Origin of the sequence: Actinomadura violacea, from assembly GCF_017573465.1 — a bacterium.
GTDB lineage: Bacteria > Actinomycetota > Actinomycetes > Streptosporangiales > Streptosporangiaceae > Spirillospora > Spirillospora violacea.
Genome location: NZ_JAGEPF010000039.1, coordinates 60,167 through 81,439, shown reverse-complemented (window position 1 = coordinate 81,439; position 21,273 = coordinate 60,167). Strand labels below are relative to the sequence as shown.

Here is a 21,273-nt window from a genome sequence, read left to right as displayed (position 1 = left end):
GCCGCGGTCGCTGCTGCGGAAGCCGGGCACGCGCCTCACTTGCCCATCGCGTCGTCGGCCGCCTTGATGAGCTCGTTGTACTTGTCGCGGTTGGCCTGCGTCTCGAAGATCGTCCAGCCGTTCCGGACCGCGGTGAACAGCGCCGCCTGGTTGCGTTTGAGGACGCCGCTGCTCGGCTGGAACACGCTTTCGGGAAGGCCTGGGAAAGGCGTCTGCAGGGTCAGGAAGCGCTTGTCGGTCATCCGGGTGCGGAGCCAGTCCGGGTCATAGGCGTTCCAGAGCAGGAACAGTTCGGCGGCGGGCTTGTTGCTGCCGTACTTGTTGACGCCGGAGAACTGCACGTACATGTTCTCGGTGTCGACCGGCGACACCGCGAGCTTCGGGTTCGGGTCGAACAGCGGCCCGTTGATCATCACCGGCTTGTCGCCGTTGGCGAGCAGCGTGCCCGGGTTGTTGGTGACGGTGAGCCCGGCCCGGCCCTTCAGGTCCTTGATGAGCTGGACCATCTTGTCCTTGCCGTACTTCATGCCGTAGCCGCTGAAGTCCTGCGCCTCGTAGTCCGACATCGCGATCTTGCCGTTCCACTGCGGCGCGAGGAAGTCCGTCCAGCTCGTCGGCACGCTCTTGACCTTGGCCGTGTTGTAGGCGACGAGCGGGCCGTTGATGCTGTCGGGCAGCAGCTCCGGGGCGCCGATGTCGAACCATTCCTTCGGCACGCCGAACTTCGTCCAGTCGACCTTCTCCCAGAACCCCTGGTCGTACATGGCGGTGATGCTGGTGATGGAGCCGGAGACGACGTCGGTGTTGCGCGCGCCGGTCGCCTTCGCGGAGATGATGGCGGACGAGAGGTTGTAGTTCAGCCCGCGCGTCTTCACCTTGATGCCGGGGAAGCGCTTGGTGAACGCCTTGATCAGGTCGGGGCTCAGCTCGTACCAGTCCCAGACGACCAGCTGCCCGCCGTCGGTCTCCAGCGCGTGCTTGTAGAGGGCGTCCATGTTGGCCTTCAGCGTCGGCCAGTACGCGGTGTAGAAGTTCTTGCAGCGCGTGATCGGGCCGAACGGCTCGGCGTCGCACTTGACCGGCTGTGCGGTCTTCACCGGGCCGACGACCTTGCTCGACGAGGAGCCTCCGTCGCATCCGGTCAGCGCGATCGGGCCGGCCACGAAGACCGCCGCCAGCCCGGCGCCGACCTGGATCGAGCGTCGCCTCATGGTCTGCTCCTCTCCCTCTGCCCCGGCCTGAGCGGCCGGTGATCGAGTGATGGTTTGGATTCTGAATCCAATTTTTCGGCGGGAGGCTTTCCTGTCCGGTTCCGGTCAGGGTCGGAAGACGGGTTTCAGCCGGCCTTGGCCACCGGCCCGGCGGCGGCCGGGAGCCGCGCGCCCCGGTCGGTGAGCACCGCGCACCCCTCGGCCGCGAGCTCGATGTGCACGGTGTCGCCCTCCCGCGGCGCCGCCTGCGGATGCCGGTGCACGAGCAGCACGGCCGCGCCGCAGCTCACCTGGCACTCCACCGACTCGCCGAAGAAGTCGACGCGGTCCACCGTCCCGGCCAGCATCGTGGCGCCGCCCGCCGCCGCGTCCGGCGGCGACAGGTGCATCCGGATGTCCTCCGGGCGGAACGTCATCGTCACCCGGTCGCCGACCCGCGTCCCGTCCGGGCACGACGCCCGCACCACGCCCGCCGCGGTGCGCAGCAGCCACCCGTCCGCCGCCCGCTCGACGACCTCCGCGTCCAGCAGGTTCGCCGTCCCGACGAAGTCGGCGACGAACCGGGTGGCGGGCCGCTGGTAGATCTCGCGGGGCGTCCCCTCCTGCACGATGCGCCCCTGGTCCATCACCGCGATCCGGCTGGACATCGACAGCGCCTCCGCCTGGTCGTGCGTCACGAACAGCGCGGTCACGTTCAGCCGGCGCTGCAGTTCGCGCAGCTCGACGCGCATCTGGTCGCGCAGCCGGGCGTCCAGGTTCGACAGGGGCTCGTCCAGCAGCAGGAGCCGCGGCTCGCGGATCAGCGCCCGCGCCAGCGCCAGCCGCTGCTGCTGCCCGCCCGACAGCTGCGTCGCCGACCGGCTCGCGAAGTCGGCGAGCCGCACGGTGCCGAGCACCTCCTCGACGCGCCGCCGGACCTCCTTCTTGGTGCGCCGCCGCCCGTCCACCCGGAGGGGGAACGCGACGTTCTCGAACACCGACATGTGCGGCCAGATGGCGTAGCTCTGGAACACCATCCCGATGTCGCGGCGCTCCGTCGGCACGTAGACGCCCTGGTCGACGACCGGGACGCCCGCCAGTTCGATGCGCCCGGAGTCCGGCCGCTCAAGCCCGGCGACGCAGCGCAGCGTCGTCGACTTCCCGCATCCCGACGAGCCGAGCAGGGTGTACATCTCGCCTTCGGCGATCGTCAGGCTGACGCCGCCGACGGCCCGGTGGTCGGATGCACCGTCCACCGGATAGTCCTTCACGAGGTCTCGTACGTCCAGGCAGATCGTCGTCGTATCCACGGTCGACATGCTCCCTCCGCGGAGGCTCGTCCTGCGGTGGCCCTCAGACCTGCCCCCCGGCGCCCTCCTCCACGGAGGGACGGCCCGCATGCCGCGGAGTCTACGCTCGCCCAAAGATGACGGACCTATAAGAAATTTCTCCCCCGCTATGACGACACCCGCATACCTCGCCGGCGCGACGAGCCGCCTCCGCCTTGCATCACCGCAGCTCAACGCCCCTCTCACCCGTTCCCGGACGGCACCCGCCGCTCAGACCGCGTCGATCTCCATCGTCGTGACCGTGCCGGCCCCATGGGTCAGCGTGAGGATCCCGTCCTGCGAACGCGCGTCGGGCTCGCGCGCGTACCGGCGTGCGCCCGGAGCGTCGGTCGCGTCGGTCACCCACACGCGGGCAATATCGGTGCCCTGGGTCAGCCGCCGCAGGGCGTAGGTGACAGTTCGTTGCGCACCATTGTTGACGGTGACCAAGGACAGGCGCTGGGACGCCGCGTCATGTGCGGCAATGGTGTTCGTGTGCCCTGAGTTGAGAATTCGCGCCCCCGGCCTGATATGGCGAGTGTATTGGGCCAGGACGTGGTACTTGGTGTTCACGCCGCCCACTCTGCCCTTGAGCGTGCCTTTCGCACCGCCGTTCGGGTTCGGGGTCTGATCGTCGTATTCGCCGTCCAGAAGTCCCCAGTCGAGCGCCTCCACCGGCTGCCAGCAGACCCATCCGCTCGGCCGGAGGAACCTGATGTCGCGGCTGATGCTCAACGCCATCGCCATTCCGTCGGGCTCCCCTTCGGAGTACTCCGACTGCCATACCGGCATCGCTTCGCCCACGGCTTTGCGCAGATCAGCGCGGCTGCGGCAGCCTTCGTCGCGCTCGTACGCGTGCACGTTGACGCGCCCGACGAGGCGTCTGGTGTCCTCGGTGAAGCTCCGCCAGGTCCTCGCGGCGCCCGCGTAATGACATTCGTCGGACGCAGCGATCAGCACATCACCGAGACCCTGCTCGTCCAGCGCGCCGCGCAGGAGTTCGATGACCGCCTCCTGCGCACCGAGGGTGAAATGACAACCCTCCTGGTTCTGCTTTGCATGCCAGGAGTTCAGCGACGGCTCGTTGAACGGATCGACCGACGAGAATCTGATTCCCCATTCGTCGCGTGCCCGCCTGGCCACCGCCGCGATGAAACGCGCGAACTCCTTCTGGTACTGGAATTCGAGATTGTCCTGATCGCCCCGCTCGGCGCCGGAGGGATTCCCGTTGACCGTCATCCACCACGGCGGCGACACCGAGAACATCTCGAAGAGGTCGGCTCCGGCATCGCGGGCCTTCGCCAGCATGCTCCGCTGGTGAGCGTCGGCGCCCCAGTCCCACGCGTCGCCGTCGCAGAACGTCTCGATCTGCTTGCGCCGGACGATGGCAGGCGACTCGACCATCGCCGACCCGTCCGTCCACGTGCACGCCCCGAGGTTGTAGCGCACGATGTTCAGGCCGAGCCCGGGCAGCTCGACCGTCCGGCCGGCGGCGTCCACCTTCGCCGTGTCCAGGCGGAACAGGGCGGCGGCCAAGTCGTCGCGCGTCCCCAGCTCGGTGTTCGCCCACCACGACAGGCACGTCCCCCACCCGTCCCAGGTGTACGCGCCTTGCGGGTCTATGACCCGTTCATCGGACATGTCCACGCCTTCGCTCGCCCGTCCCACCGGGATGTGTTCGGACGAGCAGGCACTATCCGACGCTTTTCAGAACTTTGCCGGATCCTTCCCAACACCGTCCGTACAGGCGGCCGACGCGGCGCGGCGTCTCCTCACCCGGCCGGCCGGGCGGCCTCGGCCCTGGTGAGGTGTCACGTGGCCGTGAACAGGACGGCACGCCCGGCGTTGGCCGCGCGCTCGTAGAAGACCCGTACGCCCAGAAAGTTCTGCCACGTATACGAGAAGTCCTCGTCGTTCTGCGGGCCGTTGTAGTCGGGATCGTCAATGGCATCGAAGCGCCGCCGCAACCAACCCTCGTCGACCTGGTTCAGTGCCGTGTTGACGTCGCGAGCCTCCGCTGCGGTGACGTAGACGACGTAGTACTCCTCATGCAGGTGCCGCCCGCCGAGAATGGCGTGCGACAGCGGGTAGCGGCCGCCGTCGGGGTCGAGGCTGCCGTTTCCGAGGGAGCGGTGTATCGCGTCCCAGGCTTTGTCCGTGGACGCGGAGAGGTCGTCCTCGGCCCAGTTCTCCTCGATGTCCTCGAGCACTTCCCCGACGTTCGCGTCGCCCTCCGCCGAGAGCAGGGCGCGCTCCTGATCGGCGGTGAGGGCGAAATGCACTCCGAGCATGCCCGTGGATCGTACGCGTCCCTTCCCGCTGAAGAGCGCTGTCAGGAGGTGGTGAAGGCGCCGGCGGTGGCGGCCAGGGCGGCGGTTCTGGCCGCGTGGGCGGGCAGGTCCGGGTCGGGGGCGGTGCGGAGCAGGACGAGCTGGTGGTAGAGCGGCGCGGTGGCGGCGATCAGGAGTCGCCGGGCGTCGGTGCCGGGCGGCAGGTCGCCGCGCTCGACGGCGCGGGCGACGACGATCTCGCAGCGGGCGTAGCGGTCGTCCCAGAGCCGCCGCTGGGCGTGCTCGGCCTTCTCGGAGCGGAACGAGGCGGCGATCAGCGCCGCCATGATCGACGGCTGTGCCGCCATGGCGTCCTGGATCTCCTGGTTCAGCGCGGCGAGGTCGCCGGTCAGGGAACCGGTGTCCGGCGGCTGCCAGGCGTCGTCGCTCGCCGCGTCCAGCACGTCGGCGAGCAGGCCGCCGATGTCGCCCCAGCGCCGGTACACCGTGGCGCGGTGCACGCCGGAGCGGGCGGCGACGGCCTCCATGGTGAGCCCGTCGTAGCCGTGCTCACCGAGTTCGGCGAGGACAGCGTCGAGAACCTGGGCGCGGACGCGGGCGGTGCGGCCGCCCGGGCGTCGCCGCGGCGTCCCTGCTTGCTCGGTGGACGATGCCATGGCACTATCTTAACGCACCAGTCGTCGCATTAGTGAGGTCATCGATGCTCTTCCGAAGCGTTCACCCGGTCGCGCGGCCCGTCCCGGCCGTCCAGTCCCCGAATGCCGAGGAGTGCCCGCATGCCCGCACAGATCACCGCGCTCGCCGTCGCCAAGTCCTTTGACGGCAGGACCGTCCTCGACTCCGTGACCTGCTCGCTCACCGCCGGTGAGCGGACGGGGATCGTCGGCGAGAACGGGTCCGGCAAATCCACGCTGCTGCGCCTGCTCGCCGGGCGCGAACGGCCCGACCAGGGCGAGGTCGTCGTCCAGGCCGACGGCGGCGTCGGTTACCTCGCGCAGGACGAGCGGCTGCCGCCGGACGCGACCGTCCAGCAGGTCATCGACCGCGCCCTCAGCGATCTGCGCGCCGTCGAGGCGCGGCTGCGACGCCTGGAGGCGGCGATGGCCGGGGGCGACGGGTCGGGCCTCGCCGAGTACGGCGACCTGATGACCGTCTTCGAGCTGCGCGGCGGCTACGACGCGGACGCCCGCGTGGAACGCGCCCTGCACGGGCTCGGCCTCGGGCTCGTCGACCGCGACCGGACCGTCGGCGGCCTGTCCGGCGGGGAGCAGGTCAGGCTGCGGCTGGCGGCGCTCCTCGCGGCCGCGCCGGAGGTGCTGCTGCTGGACGAGCCGACCAACCACCTCGACGAGAACGCCCTGACCTGGCTGGAAGACCACCTGCGCGCCCGGCGCGGCACCACGGTGGTCGTCTCACACGACCGGACGTTCCTCGAACGCGTCGCCACCGCCCTGCTGGAGGTGGACGGCGACCGGCACGGCGTCGCCCGGTACGGCAACGGCTACACCGGCTACCTCGCCGAGAAGGCGGCGGCCCGGCGGCGGTGGGCGCAGGCCCACGAGCAGTGGCGGGACGAGACGGACCGGCTCCGCGAGGCCGCCGCGACCACCGCCCGGCAGGTCGCGCCCCGCCGTCCGATGAAGGACGGCAACAAGATGGCCTACGACCGGGCGGGCGGACGGGTGCAGCAGTCGCTGGCCAGCCGGGTGCGGAACGCCGAGGAGCGGTTGCGCCGGCTCCTGGCGGACCCGGTCCCGGCGCCGCCGGAGCCGCTGCGCTTCACGCCCGTCCTGCGGTCACGCCGCTTGGAGGGAGTCGTGCTCGACGCCGCCGATGTCACCGTGGCGGGCCGGCTCGACCGGACGAACCTCCAGGTCACGGCGGGCGAGCGGCTGCTGATCTCGGGGCCGAACGGCGCCGGCAAGAGCACGCTGCTGCGCGTCCTGGCCGGGGAACTCGCGCCGGACGGCGGCCACGTCACCCGGCGCGGCCGGATCGGCTACCTCCCCCAGGAGCCGCGACCAGGCGAACCGGACGAAACACTGCTGGCGGCGTTCGCCCGCGGCGGCCGGGCCGACGACGCCGCCGAACGGCTGTCGTCCCTCGGCCTGTTCCGCACCGAGGTGTTCTCGGTGCCGGTCGGACGGCTGTCCACCGGGCAGCGGCAGCGGCTCGCGCTCGCGCGGCTGCTCAGCGAGCCGTCCGAGGTCCTGCTGCTCGACGAGCCGACCAACCACCTGTCGCCCGCCCTCGCCGAGGAGCTCGAAACCGCCCTGGCCGGGTACGACGGCGCCGTCGTCATCGTCAGCCACGACCGCCGGCTCCGGCGCCGCTGGCAGGGCGCCCACCTGATGATGCGGCCGGCCACCGCGCCCGCCGCCTGCGCCTGACGCGCCGCCGAAAGGAAGACCACCATGACCCCGCCCGTCCCCGCCGACCCGACCGTCCTGCACCCCGTGCCCGGCCAGCCGCGGGTCGTCCTGCTGAAACCGCTGGTCACGTCGCCGCTGATCGACGTCGGCGAGTTCTCCTACTACGACGACCCGGACGACCCCACCGCCTTCGAGACCCGCAACGTCCTGTACCACTACGGCCCGGAACGGCTGGTCATCGGGAGGTTCTGCGCGCTCGGCGAAGGCGTCCGGTTCATCATGAACGGCGCGAACCACCGCATGGACGGACCGTCGACGTTCCCGTTCCCGATCATGGGCGGGTCGTGGGCCGAGCACGCCGACCTCATCACCGGCCTGCCCGGACGCGGCGACACCGTGATCGGCAACGACGTCTGGCTCGGCTACCGGTCGCTGGTGATGCCCGGCGTCCGCATCGGCCACGGGGCGATCATCGCCTCCGGGTCCGTGGTCGTGGACGACGTCCCCGACTACGGCATCGCCGGAGGGAACCCGGCCCGGCTCGTCCGCCGCCGCTACGACGACGCCGACATCGCCCGGCTCCTCGCCGTGGCCTGGTGGGACTGGCCGCTCGACCACATCACCGAACACGTCCGCACCATCATGTCCGGCGACATCGACGCCCTCGAGAACGCCGCGCCCCGCTGAACCCCCGCACTTCGGAATCGAGCCTCCTCAGCATGCCTGCATCGTCCGAGCACGACCCGTTCACCGAACACACCGTCCCGCTGACCCATCTCGACCCGGCGGCGCCGCTCGACGACCTGGAACCGCTGCGCGCCGTCATCGGCGGCGCCCGCGTCGTCGCGATCGGCGAGCACTCCCACTTCATCGGCGAGTTCGCGCTCCTGCGCGAGCGCATCCTGCGGTTCCTCGCCGAACGCTGCGGGTTCACCGTCCTGGCCTTCGAGCACGGCTTCAGCGAAGGCTTCGCCCTCGATGCCTGGGCGCAGGGGGACGGCGCGGACGAGGACCTCGCGTCCCACCTCGCCGCGTCGATCCCCATCGGGCTCGACGGGCCGCTGCGCTGGATCCGCAGGCACAACCAGACGGCCGCGCGGCCGGTGCGCTACGCGGGCGTCGACGTGCCCGCCGCGGGCGGGTCCCTGCTTCCCGCCCTGGCGCCGGTCGCCGACTACCTGCGGCGGATCGACCCGGAGGCCCTGCCGGCCGTCGAGGCGGCGATGCGGATCGCCGAATCGTTCGCCGGCGGCTCCGCGGCCGTCGCCGCGCCCGCCTGGGCCCGGCTGCCCGCCGCCGACCAGGACGCCCTCACCGCTTCGCTGATGCGGCTGCTCGTCCGGTTCCGCTCCGCCCGGCCGCTGTACGTCTCCCGCGGCGACCGGCACGAATACGACATCGCACTGCGTCGCGTCGAAGCCGCCTGCCATGCCGACTACGGCTTCCGCGCCATGGCGGACCTCTTCGCCGGACGCGGTCTCACCGCCGACACCTCCGCCCGGGACGCCTACATGGCCGAATCCGTCCGGTGGCACCTGGACCGCGCCGGGCCCGGGGCCCGCATGGTGCTCGTGGCCCACAACGCCCACATCCAGAAGGCCCCGATCGCGTTCGACGGGCGGCTCACCGGCTTCCCGATGGGGCATTACCTGCGCGACGCCCTCGGCGACGACTACTTCGCCCTCGGCCTGACCAGCACCACCGGACGCACCGCCGAGATGTGCCGCGACGAGGACGCCCGCTTCGGTTTCACCCTCGCCGACACCGCGCTGGCGCCGCCCGAACCCGGCAGCATCGAGGCCGCCTTCGCCGACGCTGGCCTCGGCCTTGGCCTCGCCGACCTTCGCCGCGCACGCCGCGAGACCCCCGAAGGCGAAGGCCCCGACCGCATCCGGATGCAGAGCGGCTACTTGCGGACCCCCGTCCTCGACGCCTTCGACGCCGTCCTCAACACTCCGGCCTCCACCATCGCCGAGGACGTCCGGCTTTGAGGGCTCGGCCCCCGAGTAGCCTTGGCGCGTGTTCTCGGATCAGGGGCCCTCGTTGCGGGAGCTGGCGGTTCAGGCGCTGTCGTCGGTCGAGCGCGGGTACGACCTGCTCGCCCCGAAGTTCGACCGCACGCCTTTCCGCACGCCCGACGGCATTCTCGACGCGACCGCCGACGCACTGCGGCCGCTCGGGCCGTTCGAGCGGGGCCTGGACGTGTGCTGCGGCACGGGCGCGGGCATGCAGGTCCTCGAATCCGTGTGCCGGGAACGGGTCGCGGGCGTGGATTTCAGCGCCGGAATGCTCGCGCAGGCTCAGAAGGCGCATCCGGATGCCAAGTTGGTCCGAGCTGATGTCCGGGGCCTTTCCTTCGGTGAGGAATTCGACCTGGCCGTCACCTTCGGGGCGCTCGGACATGTGCTGCCCTCCGAACGTCCCGCGGTCTTCGCCGGAGTGCACCGGGCGCTGCGTCCCGGTGGCCTCTTCGCCTTTCCGATCGGCGCGCCGCCGCCCCTCACATCGGCCTCCTATTGGGCGCTCCTCGGCTTCGACGCGGTCATGCGCGTCCGGAACGCGGTGTGGCGTCCGCCGTTCGTCATGTACTACCGCACCTGCCCCCTGAGCGCCGTCCGCGACGACCTGTCGGCGGCCGGCTTCACCGTGACGACCACGCCCTTGACGTCCCTGGGCCGCCGCGACAACGGCGCCCCGCGCTACCGCCTCATCCTCGCCCGCAAAACACCCCCTCCCACCTAAGCCTGAATCGTCGCAATCTTTCAGGTTTTGGGCATGGTGTGGTCTGGGGCGTCCCAAAAGGGAGCCGGGCGCGGTTGCGGTTGACGGTTAAAGGGGGACCTTTCGGACATCAAGTCCGGCTGCGAGCTTGGGGAGGCCCCCGATGACGAGGACGACGCACGGCACTCCGCGGCACCTTCCGCAGACGTCCGGCTGGCTGACGTTCGCCGGGACGCTCGCCATGGTGATCGGCGCGTTCAACGTGATCGACGGGCTGGTCGGCCTGTTCAACGACCACTACTACCTCGTCGGCAGCAACAAGATCATGGTGTTCGACTTCACCTCCTGGGGCTGGTTCTGGCTGATCCTCGGCGCCGTCCAGATCGCCGTCGGCGCCGGGATCATCGCCGGGCGGATGTGGGCGCGCGCCGTGGGCGTGATGTTCGCCGTCCTCACCGCGATCGGCCACATCGCGTTCCTGCGGGCGTTCCCGCTCTGGTCGGTGCTGACCATCGCGATGTCCATCCTGCTGATCTACGCGCTCACCGCTCCCCCGTCCCGCGCCCGGGGCTAAGGTCGCGCAGGACGGTTTGGGCGGCGGTGCGGTGGTGGGCGGCGGCGGGCGGGTCCGTCGCGTCGAGGACGGCGGCGATGCCCTCGTGGGCCAGGGCCTCCTCGTGCCGGTACCCGACCTCGGGGGCCAGGTCGAGCGCCTGGCGGTGCAGCCGCAGGGCCTCCTCGGGCAGGCCCGCGAGCCGGCAGGTCTCGCCGTAGCCGTTGAGGAAGTGGATCTTCCAGTGCTCCTCGAAGAGCTCGTCGAGGAGGGCGAACGCCCGCCGGTGGGCGTCGAGGGCGTCGTCGTAGCGGCCCATGTGGCGCAGGGCGACGCCGAGGCAGTTCAGGCACCACGCCTCGTTGTGCTTGTGGCCGTCCTCGCGGGCCAGGTCGAGGGCCTCGTGCAGGTGCCGGACGGCCTCGTCGGGCTCCTCGGGGGCGATGGCCACGCCGAGGGTGATGCGGGCGGTCAGCGCGGGCGGCCACGCGGCGTCGGCGTGCGGGACTTCCAAAGCCTTGCGGGCCAGGCGCGCCGCCTCGTCGCGGTGACCCAGCTGCAGGAGGGCCCACGCTTCGTAGGCGGTGGCGTGGACGGCGCCCATCGGGCAGCCGGCGGTCTCGTACAGGCGTCCGGCCGTCCGGAACAGCTCAAGGGGTTCGGTGACGTGGCCCTCGTCCCACATCAGGTAGCCGCGGCGGATGGTCAGCTCGGCCTGCGACAGGACGTCGCCGGTCTCGGACACCAGCGGCGCCGCGGCCTCGTACTCGGCGCCGGCCTCCGCCATCCGGCCCGCGTTGTACCGCGCGAAGCCGAGGTCGCTGTGGGCCTCGGCGAGCCAGAGCGGGTCGCCGAGGCGCCGCGCGGCGTCCAGGGACCGCTCGAAGAGGGCGTTGAGCTGCGTCGTCCCGCAGCGGCGCGCGAAGTAGGCCCGCATGAAGCGGGGCAGTTCGCACACGTGGGCGTCGGCGCCGGCGGCGTCCGCGGCGTAGAAGGCGGCCAGCAGGTTCCCGTACTCGGCGTCGTACCAGGCCAGCGCCGCGTTCTTGTCGGCGAACCGCGGCAGCTCGGCGGGGGCGGGGCCCGCGGTGGCGGCACGGCCGCCCGCCGGGAACGGCATCGCCGCGTCGGCGGCCGCGGCGGCGTGCACGTAGTAGTCGAGGACGCGGCCGAGCGCGCGTTCCCGGTCGGCCTGCGGGTCCTGCTCGGCGGCGGCGCGGCGCGCGTGCTGGTGGACGAGGTCGTGCAGCCGGTAGCGGCCGGCGGCCGGCTGCTCGACGAGGTGCGCGTCGAGCAGGTCCTCCAGCATGGCGCGGGCGGTGCGCGGCGGGACGTCCGCGAGCGCGGCCGCGACGTACTCGTCGAACGACGAGCCGGGCAGCTCCCCGAGCAGCCGGAACAGGCGGCGCTGGGCGCGGTCGAGCTGCCGCACCGACATGGCGAACGCGGTGTCGAACTCGCTGGCGCCCTCCGCCATCCGCTCGACGAGGATCCCGACGGTCCAGCCGGGACGGTGCCGGAGCCGGGCCGCGGCGAGGCGCAGGGCCAGCGGCAGGTGCCCGCACAGCCGCAGCACCTCGGCGGCGGCGTCCGGTTCGCGGGCGAGCCGCCCGCCGGAGGCGGCCTCGCCGCTGGCGCGGGCCAGCAGTTCCGCGCTCTCCCGCGGGGTCAGCACGTCCAGCGACACCGGCGGCACCTCGTCCAGGCCGAGCAGCCGGTTCCGGCTGGTGATCAGCGCGACGGACGGGCCCGCGCCGGGCAGCAGCGGCCGGACCTGCTCGGCGTCGGCGGCGTTGTCCAGGACGACCACGGCGCGGCGCCCGGCCAGCTCCGACCGCCAGCACGCGGCGAGCGGCTCGACGCCGCCCTCCTGCGGGACCTTCTCCGACGGGACGTCGAGCGCGGCGAGCAGCGCCCGCAGCGCGGTGTCGGGGTCGAGCGGCGCGCGGCCCTCGGTGAACCCGTGCAGGTCGAGGTAGAGCTGGGCGTCGGGGTAGTCGCCGGCGAGCCGGTACGCGGCGTGCACGGCCAGGCTGGTCTTGCCGACGCCCGCCATCCCGTCGACGGCGGCGACGCGGCTGCCCGCCACGGCGCCGAGGACGGCGGCGAGCTCGGTCTCCCGTCCGGTGAAGTCGGGGACGTCGCGCGGCAGGTCGTTGCGGGGCGGGCGGGGGGCGCCGGCGGGCGGCGACGGGGGCTGCGGCTGGCGGCTGGCCTTCGGGGGCGCGGGCAGCGGGTTCGACGCCCGCTCCCACAGGGGGCGCAGCGGGCGCGGGTCGCGCTTGACGAGCCGGCACAGCGCGATCACCGCGGGCCACGGCGGCACCGTCCGGCCGGCCAGGTACCGCGACAGGGACGACGAGCTGAGGCCGGTGTCCCGGGCGAGAGCCCGGACGCCGCGTCCGGACAGCTCCTGGAGCAGCCGCAGCCGCTCCGCGAGCTCCTGCTGCGGGTCGGTTCTCGTCGCCTGCCGCCCCATGACCACCGTTCCCCCGCCTTCCTGTCCCACGCCCGCCGAAGTCTTGCCTGCGGGCCCGCCCCCGGTCAACGCCGTTCCGGCTGTCCCACGGTGTCCCACGGGGATCGTCAGGGCGGGCCCGTCGGGCTGTGATGGAGACATGCCCCGAGGGAACGGGGCACCGGCTCAAAAGGGAGAACACCGAGATGCAGTCCCGTATGCAGAACCCCGCGGTCGTCCTGTCCAGCGCGATGAAGCCGATCCAGGAGGTCTTCAAGGCCGTCCACTCCGGTGGCGTGGACGAGCAGACGCTGGAGCTGGTCCACCTGCGGGTCAGCCAGATCAACGGGTGCAGCGCCTGTGTGGACGCCGGCTTCAAGACGGGCCGGAAGGCGGGCCTGAGCGACGAGCGGCTGGCGCTGGTCGCCGCGTGGAGGGAGGCCCCGTACTTCAGCGACGAGGAGCGTGCGGCGCTGGAGCTGGCGGAGGCGGCGACGCGCCTCGCGGACCGTCCGGACGCCGTGAGCGACGAGATCTGGGACGCCGCCGCCACCTACTTCGACGAGAAGCAGCTGGCCGCGATCGTCCTGATGATCGGCGTGACGAACCTGTTCAACCGGCTGAACGCCACGACCCGGCAGATCGCCGGCGCGTGGGGCTGAGCGGTGCCGGTCCCGGGCGGTGAACGCCGCCCGGGACCGTCCCGCCCCCGCCCATGGCGGGACGTCGTCGCAGGTGGGGCGGCTGACCAGACCGGTCAGGAATCGAGAAGCGCCGATGACCGAGCCGGAACTAGCGTGACCGGCATGGGCGTCACCGGCCGACCGGGCGCCCTTCCACGACGCGAGGAGAGATCATGAGCGAGTCTTCCACCCTGGGCATCAGGACCGTCCTGCACCCGGTGTCGGACCTGGCGGCGGCGAAGGCCGTCTACACCGCCCTGCTCGGCACCGCCCCGACGGCCGACTCGGAGTACTACGTCGGCTACGACGCCGAGGGCCAGCACATCGGGCTGGTGCCGAAGGGCGGGCCGCAGGACATGGCGTCGCCGGTGGCGTACTGGCACGTGCCGGACATCGAGGCGAAGCTCGCCGAGGTGACGGCGGCGGGCGCGGCCGTGCAGGACGCCCCGCGCGACGTCGGCGGCGGCCGGCTGGTGGCGACGTTCACCGACCCGGACGGCAACGTCCTCGGCCTCGTCCAGGACAAGTAGCCGCCGCCCCCGCGTACCGGACGCGGCGCGGGCCGGGCCGGAGCGGCGGCGGACCGGACATACTGTCGGACCGAGCAAGGCGACGCGGCCCGCGGACGCGGGCCCCGCCGACCCGATGGAGAGATCATGAGCCCGACCACCGGCAAGGACGCGCGACCGCCCGCGCCGCACGCCGCCGACACCCACGACCTGATCCGGGTGTACGGCGCCCGCGAGAACAACCTCAAGGACGTCGGGATCGAGATCCCGAAGCGCCGGCTGACGGTGTTCACCGGCGTGTCCGGCTCCGGGAAGACCTCGCTGGTGTTCAACACGATCGCCGCCGAGTCGCAGCGGATGATCAACGAGACGTACAGCACGTTCGTGCAGGGCTTCATGCCGGCGCAGGCGCGGCCGGACGTGGACGTGCTGGAGGGGCTGACGACGGCGATCATCGTCGACCAGCAGCGGATGGGCGCCGACCCGCGCTCGACGGTCGGCACCGCGACCGACGCGAACGCGATGCTGCGGATCCTGTTCAGCCGGCTCGGGCGCCCGCACATCGGCTCGCCGCAGGCGTTCTCGTTCAACGTCGCGTCGATCAGCGGCGGCGGCGCCGTGAAGTTCGAGCGCGGCGGGAAGACGGTGAAGGAGAAGCGCAGCTTCACCATCACCGGCGGGATGTGCCCGCGCTGCGAGGGCCGCGGGACGGTCTCCGACATCGACCTCGCCGAGCTGTACGACGAGGACAAGTCGCTGAACGAGGGCGCGCTCAAGATCCCCGGCTACAGCATGGACGGCTGGTACGGGCGGATCTTCCGCGGCTGCGGGTACTTCGACCCGGACAAGCCGATCCGCAAGTACACCAAGAAGGAACTGGACGACCTCCTCCACCGGGAGCCGACGAAGATCAAGGTCGACGGGATCAACCTGACCTACGAGGGCCTGATCCCGCGGATCCAGAAGTCGATGCTGTCCAAGGACGTCGACTCGCTGCAGCCGCACGTCCGCGCGTTCGTGACGCGGGCGACGACGTTCACCGTCTGCCCCGACTGCGGCGGCACGCGGCTCACCGAGGCGGCCCGCTCGTCGAGGATCGAGGGGATCAGCATCGCGGACGCGTGCGCGATGCAGATCAGCGACCTGGCCGAGTGGGCGCGCGGCCTGGACGAGCCGTCCGTCGCGCCGCTGCTCGCCAAGCTCGTGCACACGCTCGAGTCGTTCGTGGAGATCGGGCTCGGCTACCTGTCCCTGGAGCGGCCGTCGGGCACGCTGTCGGGCGGCGAGGCGCAGCGCGTGAAGATGATCCGGCACCTAGGCTCGTCGCTCACCGACGTCACCTACGTCTTCGACGAGCCGACGATCGGGCTGCACCCGCACGACATCCAGCGGATGAACGGCCTGCTGCTGAGGCTGCGGGACAAGGGCAACACGGTGCTCGTCGTGGAGCACAAGCCGGAGGCGATCGCGATCGCCGACCACGTCGTCGACCTCGGCCCCGGCGCCGGGACGGCGGGCGGCACCGTCTGCTTCGAGGGCACCCTCGACGGGCTGCGCGGCTCCGGGACCGTCACCGGCCGCCACCTCGACGACCGCGCCGCGCTCAAGGAGTCGGTGCGCGAGCCGTCCGGGAAGCTGGAGATCCGCGGCGCGTCGACGCACAACCTGCGGGACGTGGACGTCGACATCCCGCTCGGGGTGCTCACCGTCGTCACGGGCGTCGCCGGGTCCGGCAAGAGCTCGCTCGTGCACGGGTCGATCCCGGCGGGCGCGGGCGTCGTGGCGATCGACCAGGGCGCGATCCGCGGCTCGCGGCGCAGCAACCCGGCGACCTACACCGGCCTGCTCGACCCGATCCGCAAGGCGTTCGCGAAGGCCAACGGCGTGAAGCCCGCGCTGTTCAGCGCGAACTCCGAGGGCGCGTGCCCGGCCTGCAACGGCGCCGGCGTCGTCTACACCGACCTGGCGATGATGGCCGGCGTCGCCGTGACCTGCGAGGAGTGCGAGGGCAGGCGGTTCCAGGAGGCGGTGCTGGACTACCACCTCGGCGGCCGCGACATCAGCGAGGTCCTCGCGATGCCGGTGACGGAGGCCGAGGAGTTCTTCGGCTCCGGCGAGGCGCGGCTGCCCGCCGCGCACAAGATCCTCCAGCGGCTCGCCGGCGTCGGGCTCGGCTACCTCGGCATCGGGCAGCCGCTCACCACGCTGTCCGGCGGCGAGCGGCAGCGCCTCAAGCTCGCCACCCACATGGGCGAGGACGGCGGCGTGTACGTCCTCGACGAGCCGACCGCGGGCCTGCACCTCGCCGACGTCGAGCAGCTCCTCGGCCTGCTCGACCGGCTCGTCGACGCCGGCAAGTCCGTCATCGTCATCGAGCACCACCAGGCCGTGATGGCGCACGCCGACTGGATCATCGACCTCGGTCCCGGCGCCGGCCACGACGGCGGGAAGGTCGTCTTCGAGGGGACGCCCGCCGACCTCGTCGCCGCCCGCTCCACCCTCACCGGGGAGCACCTCGCCGCCTACGTCGGCGGCTGACCCGCCCACGACCCGCGCCGGCGTCCCGGGCCCGCCCGCCCAGGGACGCCGCGGCGGATTGTCGGAGGTGCGGCGTACGATCCGGATGTGGCCCGCAAACCCGCCTCCGACCAGCGCCTCCACGACCTGGCGCGGCTGCGGCGCGTCCGCGACCGGATCGACCGGGAGTACGCGCGGCCCCTCGACGTCGAGGCGCTCGCCCGCGGCGCGAACATGTCGGCCGGGCACCTCAGCCGCGCGTTCCGCGCCGCCTACGGCGAGTCGCCCTACGCGTACCTGATGACGCGGCGCATCGAGCGGGCCATGGCGCTGCTGCGCCGCGGCGACCTCAGCGTCACCGACGTCTGCTTCGAGGTCGGCTGCTCGTCGCTCGGCACGTTCAGCACCCGGTTCACCGAGCTCGTCGGCGTCCCGCCCAGCGTGTACCGGCGCCGCGCCGCGGGCGCGCCGGGCGAGCCGCCGTCCTGCGCGACCAGGCACGCGACGCGGCCGGTGCGGCGCCGGGAACCGCCGTCCGGCGGCCCGCGGGGTTAGCCTGATCTGCATGGACATCGCGATCCACTCGACGTTCCTGCCGCACGAGGACGCGGAGGCGTCGCTGGCCTTCTACCGCGACGTCCTCGGCTTCGAGGTCCGCCTGGACGTCGGGAGCGGGCGGATGCGCTGGATCACGGTCGGGCCGCCCGGCGGGTCCGGCACGGCCGTCGTCCTGCACCCGCCGGCCGCCGACCCGGGCGTCACCGAGGACGAGCGCCGCACCATCGCCGAGATGATGGCGAAGGGCACCTACGCGATCATCCTGCTGGCCACGCCCGACCTCGACGGCGCGTTCAAGCGGCTGCAGGCCGCGGACGCCGAGATCGTCCAGGAGCCGGCGGAGCAGCCGTACGGGGTGCGGGACTGCGCCGTCCGCGACCCGGCGGGCAACCTGATCCGCATCCAGGAGACCCGCTGACCCGAGCGGTCACCCGTCGGCGTCGGTGCGGGACACGACGTCGCCGGAGAGCGGCTCGCGGATGCCGCGGCACGGTGACCGGACGTCATCTGATGCGGCCTTTCCACGCCCCGCCGCGGCCTTTCGCGTGGAGACGGGCGGAGTCGACGGTCATCGCGGCGTACATGAGCGCGATGACCGGCAGGGCGGGCGCGCGCAACGGGGAGAGCCCGTAGAAGCGCAGCATCGGAACGTACGTGGCGGTCATCAAGGCCCAGGCGAGGAATCCGGCGGCGGCGGGCAGGGCGCTGAGGGACGCCAGCCCGGCGAGCGCCGCGACGGGCGGGACCGCGTAGATCAGCAGCAGCCCGAGCACGGTGCCGAGCAGCAGCGCCGGCGAGTAGCGGAGCTGGTGGTAGGCGCTGCGGGTGATCATCGCCCACAGGTCGCGCAGGTGCGGGTAGGGGCGGCGGCTGACCACGTCCCGGTCGAGGTCGAGGCGGCAGCGGGCCCCGGCGCGCTTGAGGAGGCGGCCGAGCGCGACGTCGTCGATCAGGGCGTCGTGGATGGCGGCCAGGCCGCCCGCGGCCTCGAGGGTCGCGCGGCGGACCAGCATGCAGCCGCCCGCCGCCGCGGCCGTCCGGCGGCCCCGGGCCACCCGGCGGAACGGGTAGAGCTGCGCGAAGAAGTACACGAACGCCGGAACGATCCACCGCTCCCAGCCGGTCGCGGTGTTCAGCGTGGCCATCCGGGAGACGAGGTCGCGGTCGTGCGCGGCGCGGACGAGGCGGGCCAGCGCGCCGGGCGCGTAGCCGATGTCGGCGTCGGTGAACAGGTAGAAGTCGGGCTCGCCGGCCGCGCGGACGCCCTCGGACATCGCCCACACCTTGCCCGCCCAGCCGTCCGGCCGCTCCCGGGCCCGCACGACCCGGGACGCGCCGAGCGCGGCGGCGACCTCGGCGGTGCCGTCGGTGCTGGCGTCGTCCACGAGGACGGCGTCGAAGCGGCCCGGGTAGCGCTGCGCGAGGACGGTCGGAAGCGTCACGGGCAGGACGTCCGCCTCGTCGCGGGCCGGGATCACGGCGGTGACGTGGGGCCATGCGGGCGGATCGGCCGCACCGGCGTCGCCGGGGAGGCCGGTCCGGGTGCGCCAGAAGCCGCCGTGGGCGGCCGCCAGGTAGAGCCAGGCCGCGAGCGAGGCCAGTGCCAGGACGCCCAGGATCAGCACGTGCGGCAGCCTCGCATCCGGCGAGGGCGGTCGTCCAGCATCACGGAGGGTGAGGTGGGGATCAACAGGGTGTGGGAGCTCTCTGGCGCCGGCCGCTGGTCCGGACGATCGCGCGCATGCTGGTGGCCACCGGCTGCATGCTGGCCCTGTACGGGGTGGCGCCGCTGAACGTGCGGTTCGGGCCCGGCTACACGCTGGCGCTGTTCGGGTCGCTGGCGGGCCTGGGCGTGCTGGTCGCCTGGCAGGCGCACGCGATCGTCCGCTCGCCGTCGCCGTGGTTGCGCGCGCTGGAGGCGCTGGTGACGTCCCTCGTGGTGTTCCTGGTGCTGTTCGCCTCGTCGTACCGGCTGATGGACAGCGGCGGGCCGGGGCACTTCTCCGAGCGGCTGTCGAAGGTGGACGCCATGTACTTCACCGTGACGGTGTTCGCTTCGGTCGGGTTCGGCGACATCGTGCCCGTGTCGACGGCGGCGCGGATCCTGACGACCGTGCAGATGCTCGGCGACCTGGTGTTCCTCGGCGCCGTGGGGCGGGTGCTCCTGGAGGCGGCGCGCAGGGGCGCGGAGCGGCGCGAGCGGGCCGCGCGGCCGGACGAGCACGGGTAGCCGGGTCCGGCCAGCACTGTTGATCTTCCCAGTGATTGCTGGCATATTCGCGGCGTCGCATCCGAGGAGGCACCGCGTTGAGGTACCGCATCAGGAACCGCTTCACCGAAGGCACCGCCGTCCGCAGGGCGCTCCCCGCCGGGCTCGCCGCCGCCGCGCTCGGCATCGCGCCCGTCGCCGCTCCCGCCGCGTCCGCCGCCGAACCGGCCGCCGCACCGGTCTGGCAGGACGTGTCCGTCCCGCAGCTCCCCGCGTCCACCACCATGACCGACATCGCCGCCGCCGGGCCGCACGCCGCATGGGCCGTCGGGGGGCAGAGCTCGCCGTCCGCGCCGGCGCTGCTGCGCTGGGACGGGCACGCCTGGCGGACCGAGGCGCTGCCCGCGTCGGTCGGGCGGGGCGGCCTGCGGGCGGTCGCCGCGGCCGGCCCGCGCTCGGCCTGGGCGATCGGTGACCCGCAGGCCGACGGCTCCGGCACGGCCGTCCACTGGAACGGTGCGGCCTGGCAGCGGGTCGCGTTCCCCGCCGGGCTCACCGGGCTCGACGTGTCCGCGCCGCGCGGCGGCGGAGGGGCGTGGGCCGCCGGGCAGGACTACGGCACGTCCGCGCCCGCCGTCCTGCACTACGAGCACGGCGCGTGGGTGAAGAAGGACATCCCCGCCGGCGAGCTCGCGGTGCTGTCGATCTCGGCCCGCTCCGGCCACGACGTGTGGCTCGGCGGCATGGACAGGACCACCGACACCCCGTTCCTCTACCACTGGGACGGCACGGCGTGGTCCGAAGCGCGGATCCAGAAGCCGCTCTGGGGCGCCATCAAGCGAATCGTCGCGGTCTCGCCCGAGGACGTGTGGGCCTACCGGACCGACCTCATCATCGGCGCCGAGCACACGCTGCTGCACTGGGACGGCACGTCGTGGACGGAGATCCCCGTCCCCGAGTCGACCGGCGCGTACGCGGGTCTGACGACGGACGGCCACGGCGGCGTGTGGATGTCCACGGCCTTCACCCAGCACTCGTCCACATACCTGCATTACAGCGGCGGCCAGTGGACGACCGTGCACGGCCCTGACCGCGGCGCCGCGTACATCGGCATCAACGACATCGAGCGGCTGCCCGGGCACGGGCCGATCCTGTCGATCGGCTACGACTCGTCCACGCCGATCAGCGAAGCGCTCCGCTGACCGGCACCTCGCCGCGCGCCCCCGGGCGGATGTCCGGAACAGGCAAACGGTGAGGTCCGGCAGGGGAAAGACGGGGACGGCCCCTCCGCGGTTCACTCGCGGTCATCGCACGCGACCACGAGCGGGAGGAGCCGTCCCGATGCCCGAAGCAGCCGGTTCGGAGTTCTGGAAGAACCTGAAGCCGATCGAGAACTCGCTGAAGCCCGACGCCCTGCCCGAGGTGTACCTGCCGAAGGTCGCCACCGACGACGACCGGTACTACGTGCCGTTCACCGAAACGGTCGGGTCGCGGCCGCTGTGGATCAACGTGAAGGACAACACCTGGTCGGACGTCCTGCGGGCGAAGCAGGCCGGCCTCGTCAACCGGCACTACCACCCGCACGAGGTGTTCGCCTACACGATCTCCGGCAAGTGGGGGTACCTGGAGCGGCCATGGACGGCGACCGCCGGCGACTTCGTCTACGAGTCGCCGGGCGAGGGGCACACGCTGGTCGCCTACGAGTCCGGCGAGCCGATGAAGACGCTGTTCATCGTCAAGGGCCCGCTCATCTGGCTGGACGAGAACGGCGACCCGGACGGCTTCTTCGACGTCCACGACTACATCGCCATGTGCCGCACGCACTACGAGAAGGTCGGCCTGGGCGCGGACTACATCGACTCCCTCTTCCGCTGACCTCCGGCG

Annotated in this window: 20 protein-coding genes; 13 read left to right on the top strand and 7 right to left on the bottom strand. The window is 72.4% G+C overall.

Annotated features, from left to right (window positions below; all coding sequences use genetic code 11):
* Positions 1-35: 35 nt before the first annotated feature.
* The 5 genes from J4709_RS45760 to J4709_RS45740 all read right to left on the bottom strand — a co-directional run bounded on the left by J4709_RS45760 (position 36) and on the right by J4709_RS45740 (position 5,465).
* Positions 36-1,211: an ABC transporter substrate-binding protein gene (locus tag J4709_RS45760; RefSeq protein WP_208251753.1), complete on the bottom strand. Its 1,176-nt coding sequence runs from the start codon at positions 1,209-1,211 to the stop codon at positions 36-38.
* Between the two features lie 125 nt (positions 1,212-1,336).
* Positions 1,337-2,509, bottom strand: coding sequence for an ABC transporter ATP-binding protein (locus J4709_RS45755; RefSeq protein ID WP_208251752.1), 1,173 nt, complete (start codon positions 2,507-2,509; stop codon positions 1,337-1,339).
* A 240-nt stretch (positions 2,510-2,749) separates the two neighbouring features.
* Positions 2,750-4,159 (bottom strand): glycoside hydrolase, encoded by a 1,410-nt coding sequence (locus tag J4709_RS45750; protein ID WP_208251751.1) that lies wholly within the window; start codon positions 4,157-4,159, stop codon positions 2,750-2,752.
* A 170-nt stretch (positions 4,160-4,329) separates the two neighbouring features.
* Positions 4,330-4,809: a YfbM family protein gene (locus J4709_RS45745; protein WP_208251750.1), complete on the bottom strand. Its 480-nt coding sequence runs from the start codon at positions 4,807-4,809 to the stop codon at positions 4,330-4,332.
* Positions 4,810-4,850: 41 nt separating this feature from the next.
* Entirely contained in the window at positions 4,851-5,465 is a 615-nt protein-coding gene (locus J4709_RS45740; protein ID WP_208251749.1) for a TetR/AcrR family transcriptional regulator, read from the bottom strand.
* A gap of 120 nt (positions 5,466-5,585) precedes the next feature.
* Between J4709_RS45740 and abc-f the strand changes: the two genes are divergently transcribed.
* The 5 genes from abc-f (at position 5,586) to J4709_RS45715 (ending at position 10,476) form a co-directional block, all read left to right on the top strand.
* Positions 5,586-7,199: a ribosomal protection-like ABC-F family protein gene (gene abc-f, locus J4709_RS45735; RefSeq protein WP_232385063.1), complete on the top strand. Its 1,614-nt coding sequence runs from the start codon at positions 5,586-5,588 to the stop codon at positions 7,197-7,199.
* 24 nt (positions 7,200-7,223) lie between these two features.
* A complete protein-coding gene (locus J4709_RS45730) occupies positions 7,224-7,868 on the top strand; it encodes a CatB-related O-acetyltransferase (RefSeq protein ID WP_208251747.1) in 645 nt (214 codons plus the stop codon).
* 32 nt (positions 7,869-7,900) lie between these two features.
* Positions 7,901-9,172 carry an erythromycin esterase family protein gene (locus J4709_RS45725; RefSeq protein ID WP_208251746.1) on the top strand — a complete coding sequence of 424 codons (1,272 nt, stop codon included), beginning with the start codon at positions 7,901-7,903 and terminating at the stop codon, positions 9,170-9,172.
* Positions 9,173-9,200: 28 nt separating this feature from the next.
* Positions 9,201-9,923, top strand: a complete 723-nt coding sequence (locus tag J4709_RS45720) for a class I SAM-dependent methyltransferase (RefSeq protein ID WP_208251745.1) — start codon at positions 9,201-9,203, stop codon at positions 9,921-9,923.
* 142 nt (positions 9,924-10,065) lie between these two features.
* A complete protein-coding gene (locus tag J4709_RS45715; RefSeq protein ID WP_208251744.1) occupies positions 10,066-10,476 on the top strand; it encodes a DUF7144 family membrane protein in 411 nt (136 codons plus the stop codon).
* On the opposite strand, the gene J4709_RS45710 is transcribed toward J4709_RS45715, so the two are convergent.
* Complete coding sequence (locus J4709_RS45710) at positions 10,445-12,934, bottom strand: tetratricopeptide repeat protein (RefSeq protein ID WP_232385062.1); 2,490 nt, start codon at positions 12,932-12,934, stop codon at positions 10,445-10,447. The genes J4709_RS45715 and J4709_RS45710 overlap by 32 nt on opposite strands.
* Positions 12,935-13,119: 185 nt before the next feature.
* Here J4709_RS45710 and J4709_RS45705 point away from each other — a divergent pair, with 185 nt between their 5' ends.
* The 5 genes from J4709_RS45705 to J4709_RS45685 all read left to right on the top strand — a co-directional run bounded on the left by J4709_RS45705 (position 13,120) and on the right by J4709_RS45685 (position 17,598).
* A complete protein-coding gene (locus J4709_RS45705) occupies positions 13,120-13,575 on the top strand; it encodes a carboxymuconolactone decarboxylase family protein (protein WP_208251743.1) in 456 nt (151 codons plus the stop codon).
* A 194-nt stretch (positions 13,576-13,769) separates the two neighbouring features.
* On the top strand, positions 13,770-14,126 hold the full coding sequence (locus tag J4709_RS45700; protein ID WP_208251742.1) for a VOC family protein: 357 nt from the start codon (positions 13,770-13,772) through the stop codon (positions 14,124-14,126).
* 126 nt (positions 14,127-14,252) lie between these two features.
* Positions 14,253-16,643, top strand: coding sequence for an ATP-binding cassette domain-containing protein (locus tag J4709_RS45695; RefSeq protein ID WP_208251741.1), 2,391 nt, complete (start codon positions 14,253-14,255; stop codon positions 16,641-16,643).
* Between the two features lie 87 nt (positions 16,644-16,730).
* Complete coding sequence (locus tag J4709_RS45690) at positions 16,731-17,177, top strand: helix-turn-helix transcriptional regulator (RefSeq protein WP_208251740.1); 447 nt, start codon at positions 16,731-16,733, stop codon at positions 17,175-17,177.
* Between the two features lie 10 nt (positions 17,178-17,187).
* The gene (locus J4709_RS45685) at positions 17,188-17,598 is read left to right on the top strand and encodes a VOC family protein (RefSeq protein WP_208251739.1); all 411 of its coding nucleotides are present in this window, start codon (positions 17,188-17,190) and stop codon (positions 17,596-17,598) included.
* Between the two features lie 85 nt (positions 17,599-17,683).
* Here J4709_RS45685 and J4709_RS45680 read toward each other — a convergent pair whose 3' ends face one another.
* Complete coding sequence (locus tag J4709_RS45680; protein WP_307802094.1) at positions 17,684-18,805, bottom strand: glycosyltransferase; 1,122 nt, start codon at positions 18,803-18,805, stop codon at positions 17,684-17,686.
* Between the two features lie 71 nt (positions 18,806-18,876).
* On the opposite strand from J4709_RS45680, the gene J4709_RS55230 reads away from it, so the two are divergent.
* The 3 genes from J4709_RS55230 to J4709_RS45665 all read left to right on the top strand — a co-directional run bounded on the left by J4709_RS55230 (position 18,877) and on the right by J4709_RS45665 (position 21,264).
* Positions 18,877-19,410 (top strand): potassium channel family protein, encoded by a 534-nt coding sequence (locus J4709_RS55230; RefSeq protein ID WP_208251738.1) that lies wholly within the window; start codon positions 18,877-18,879, stop codon positions 19,408-19,410.
* Positions 19,411-19,487: 77 nt separating this feature from the next.
* Positions 19,488-20,591 (top strand): hypothetical protein, encoded by a 1,104-nt coding sequence (locus tag J4709_RS45670; RefSeq protein WP_208251737.1) that lies wholly within the window; start codon positions 19,488-19,490, stop codon positions 20,589-20,591.
* Between the two features lie 139 nt (positions 20,592-20,730).
* Positions 20,731-21,264, top strand: coding sequence for a 2,4'-dihydroxyacetophenone dioxygenase family protein (locus tag J4709_RS45665; RefSeq protein WP_208251736.1), 534 nt, complete (start codon positions 20,731-20,733; stop codon positions 21,262-21,264).
* The last annotated feature ends 9 nt before the right edge of the window (positions 21,265-21,273 follow it).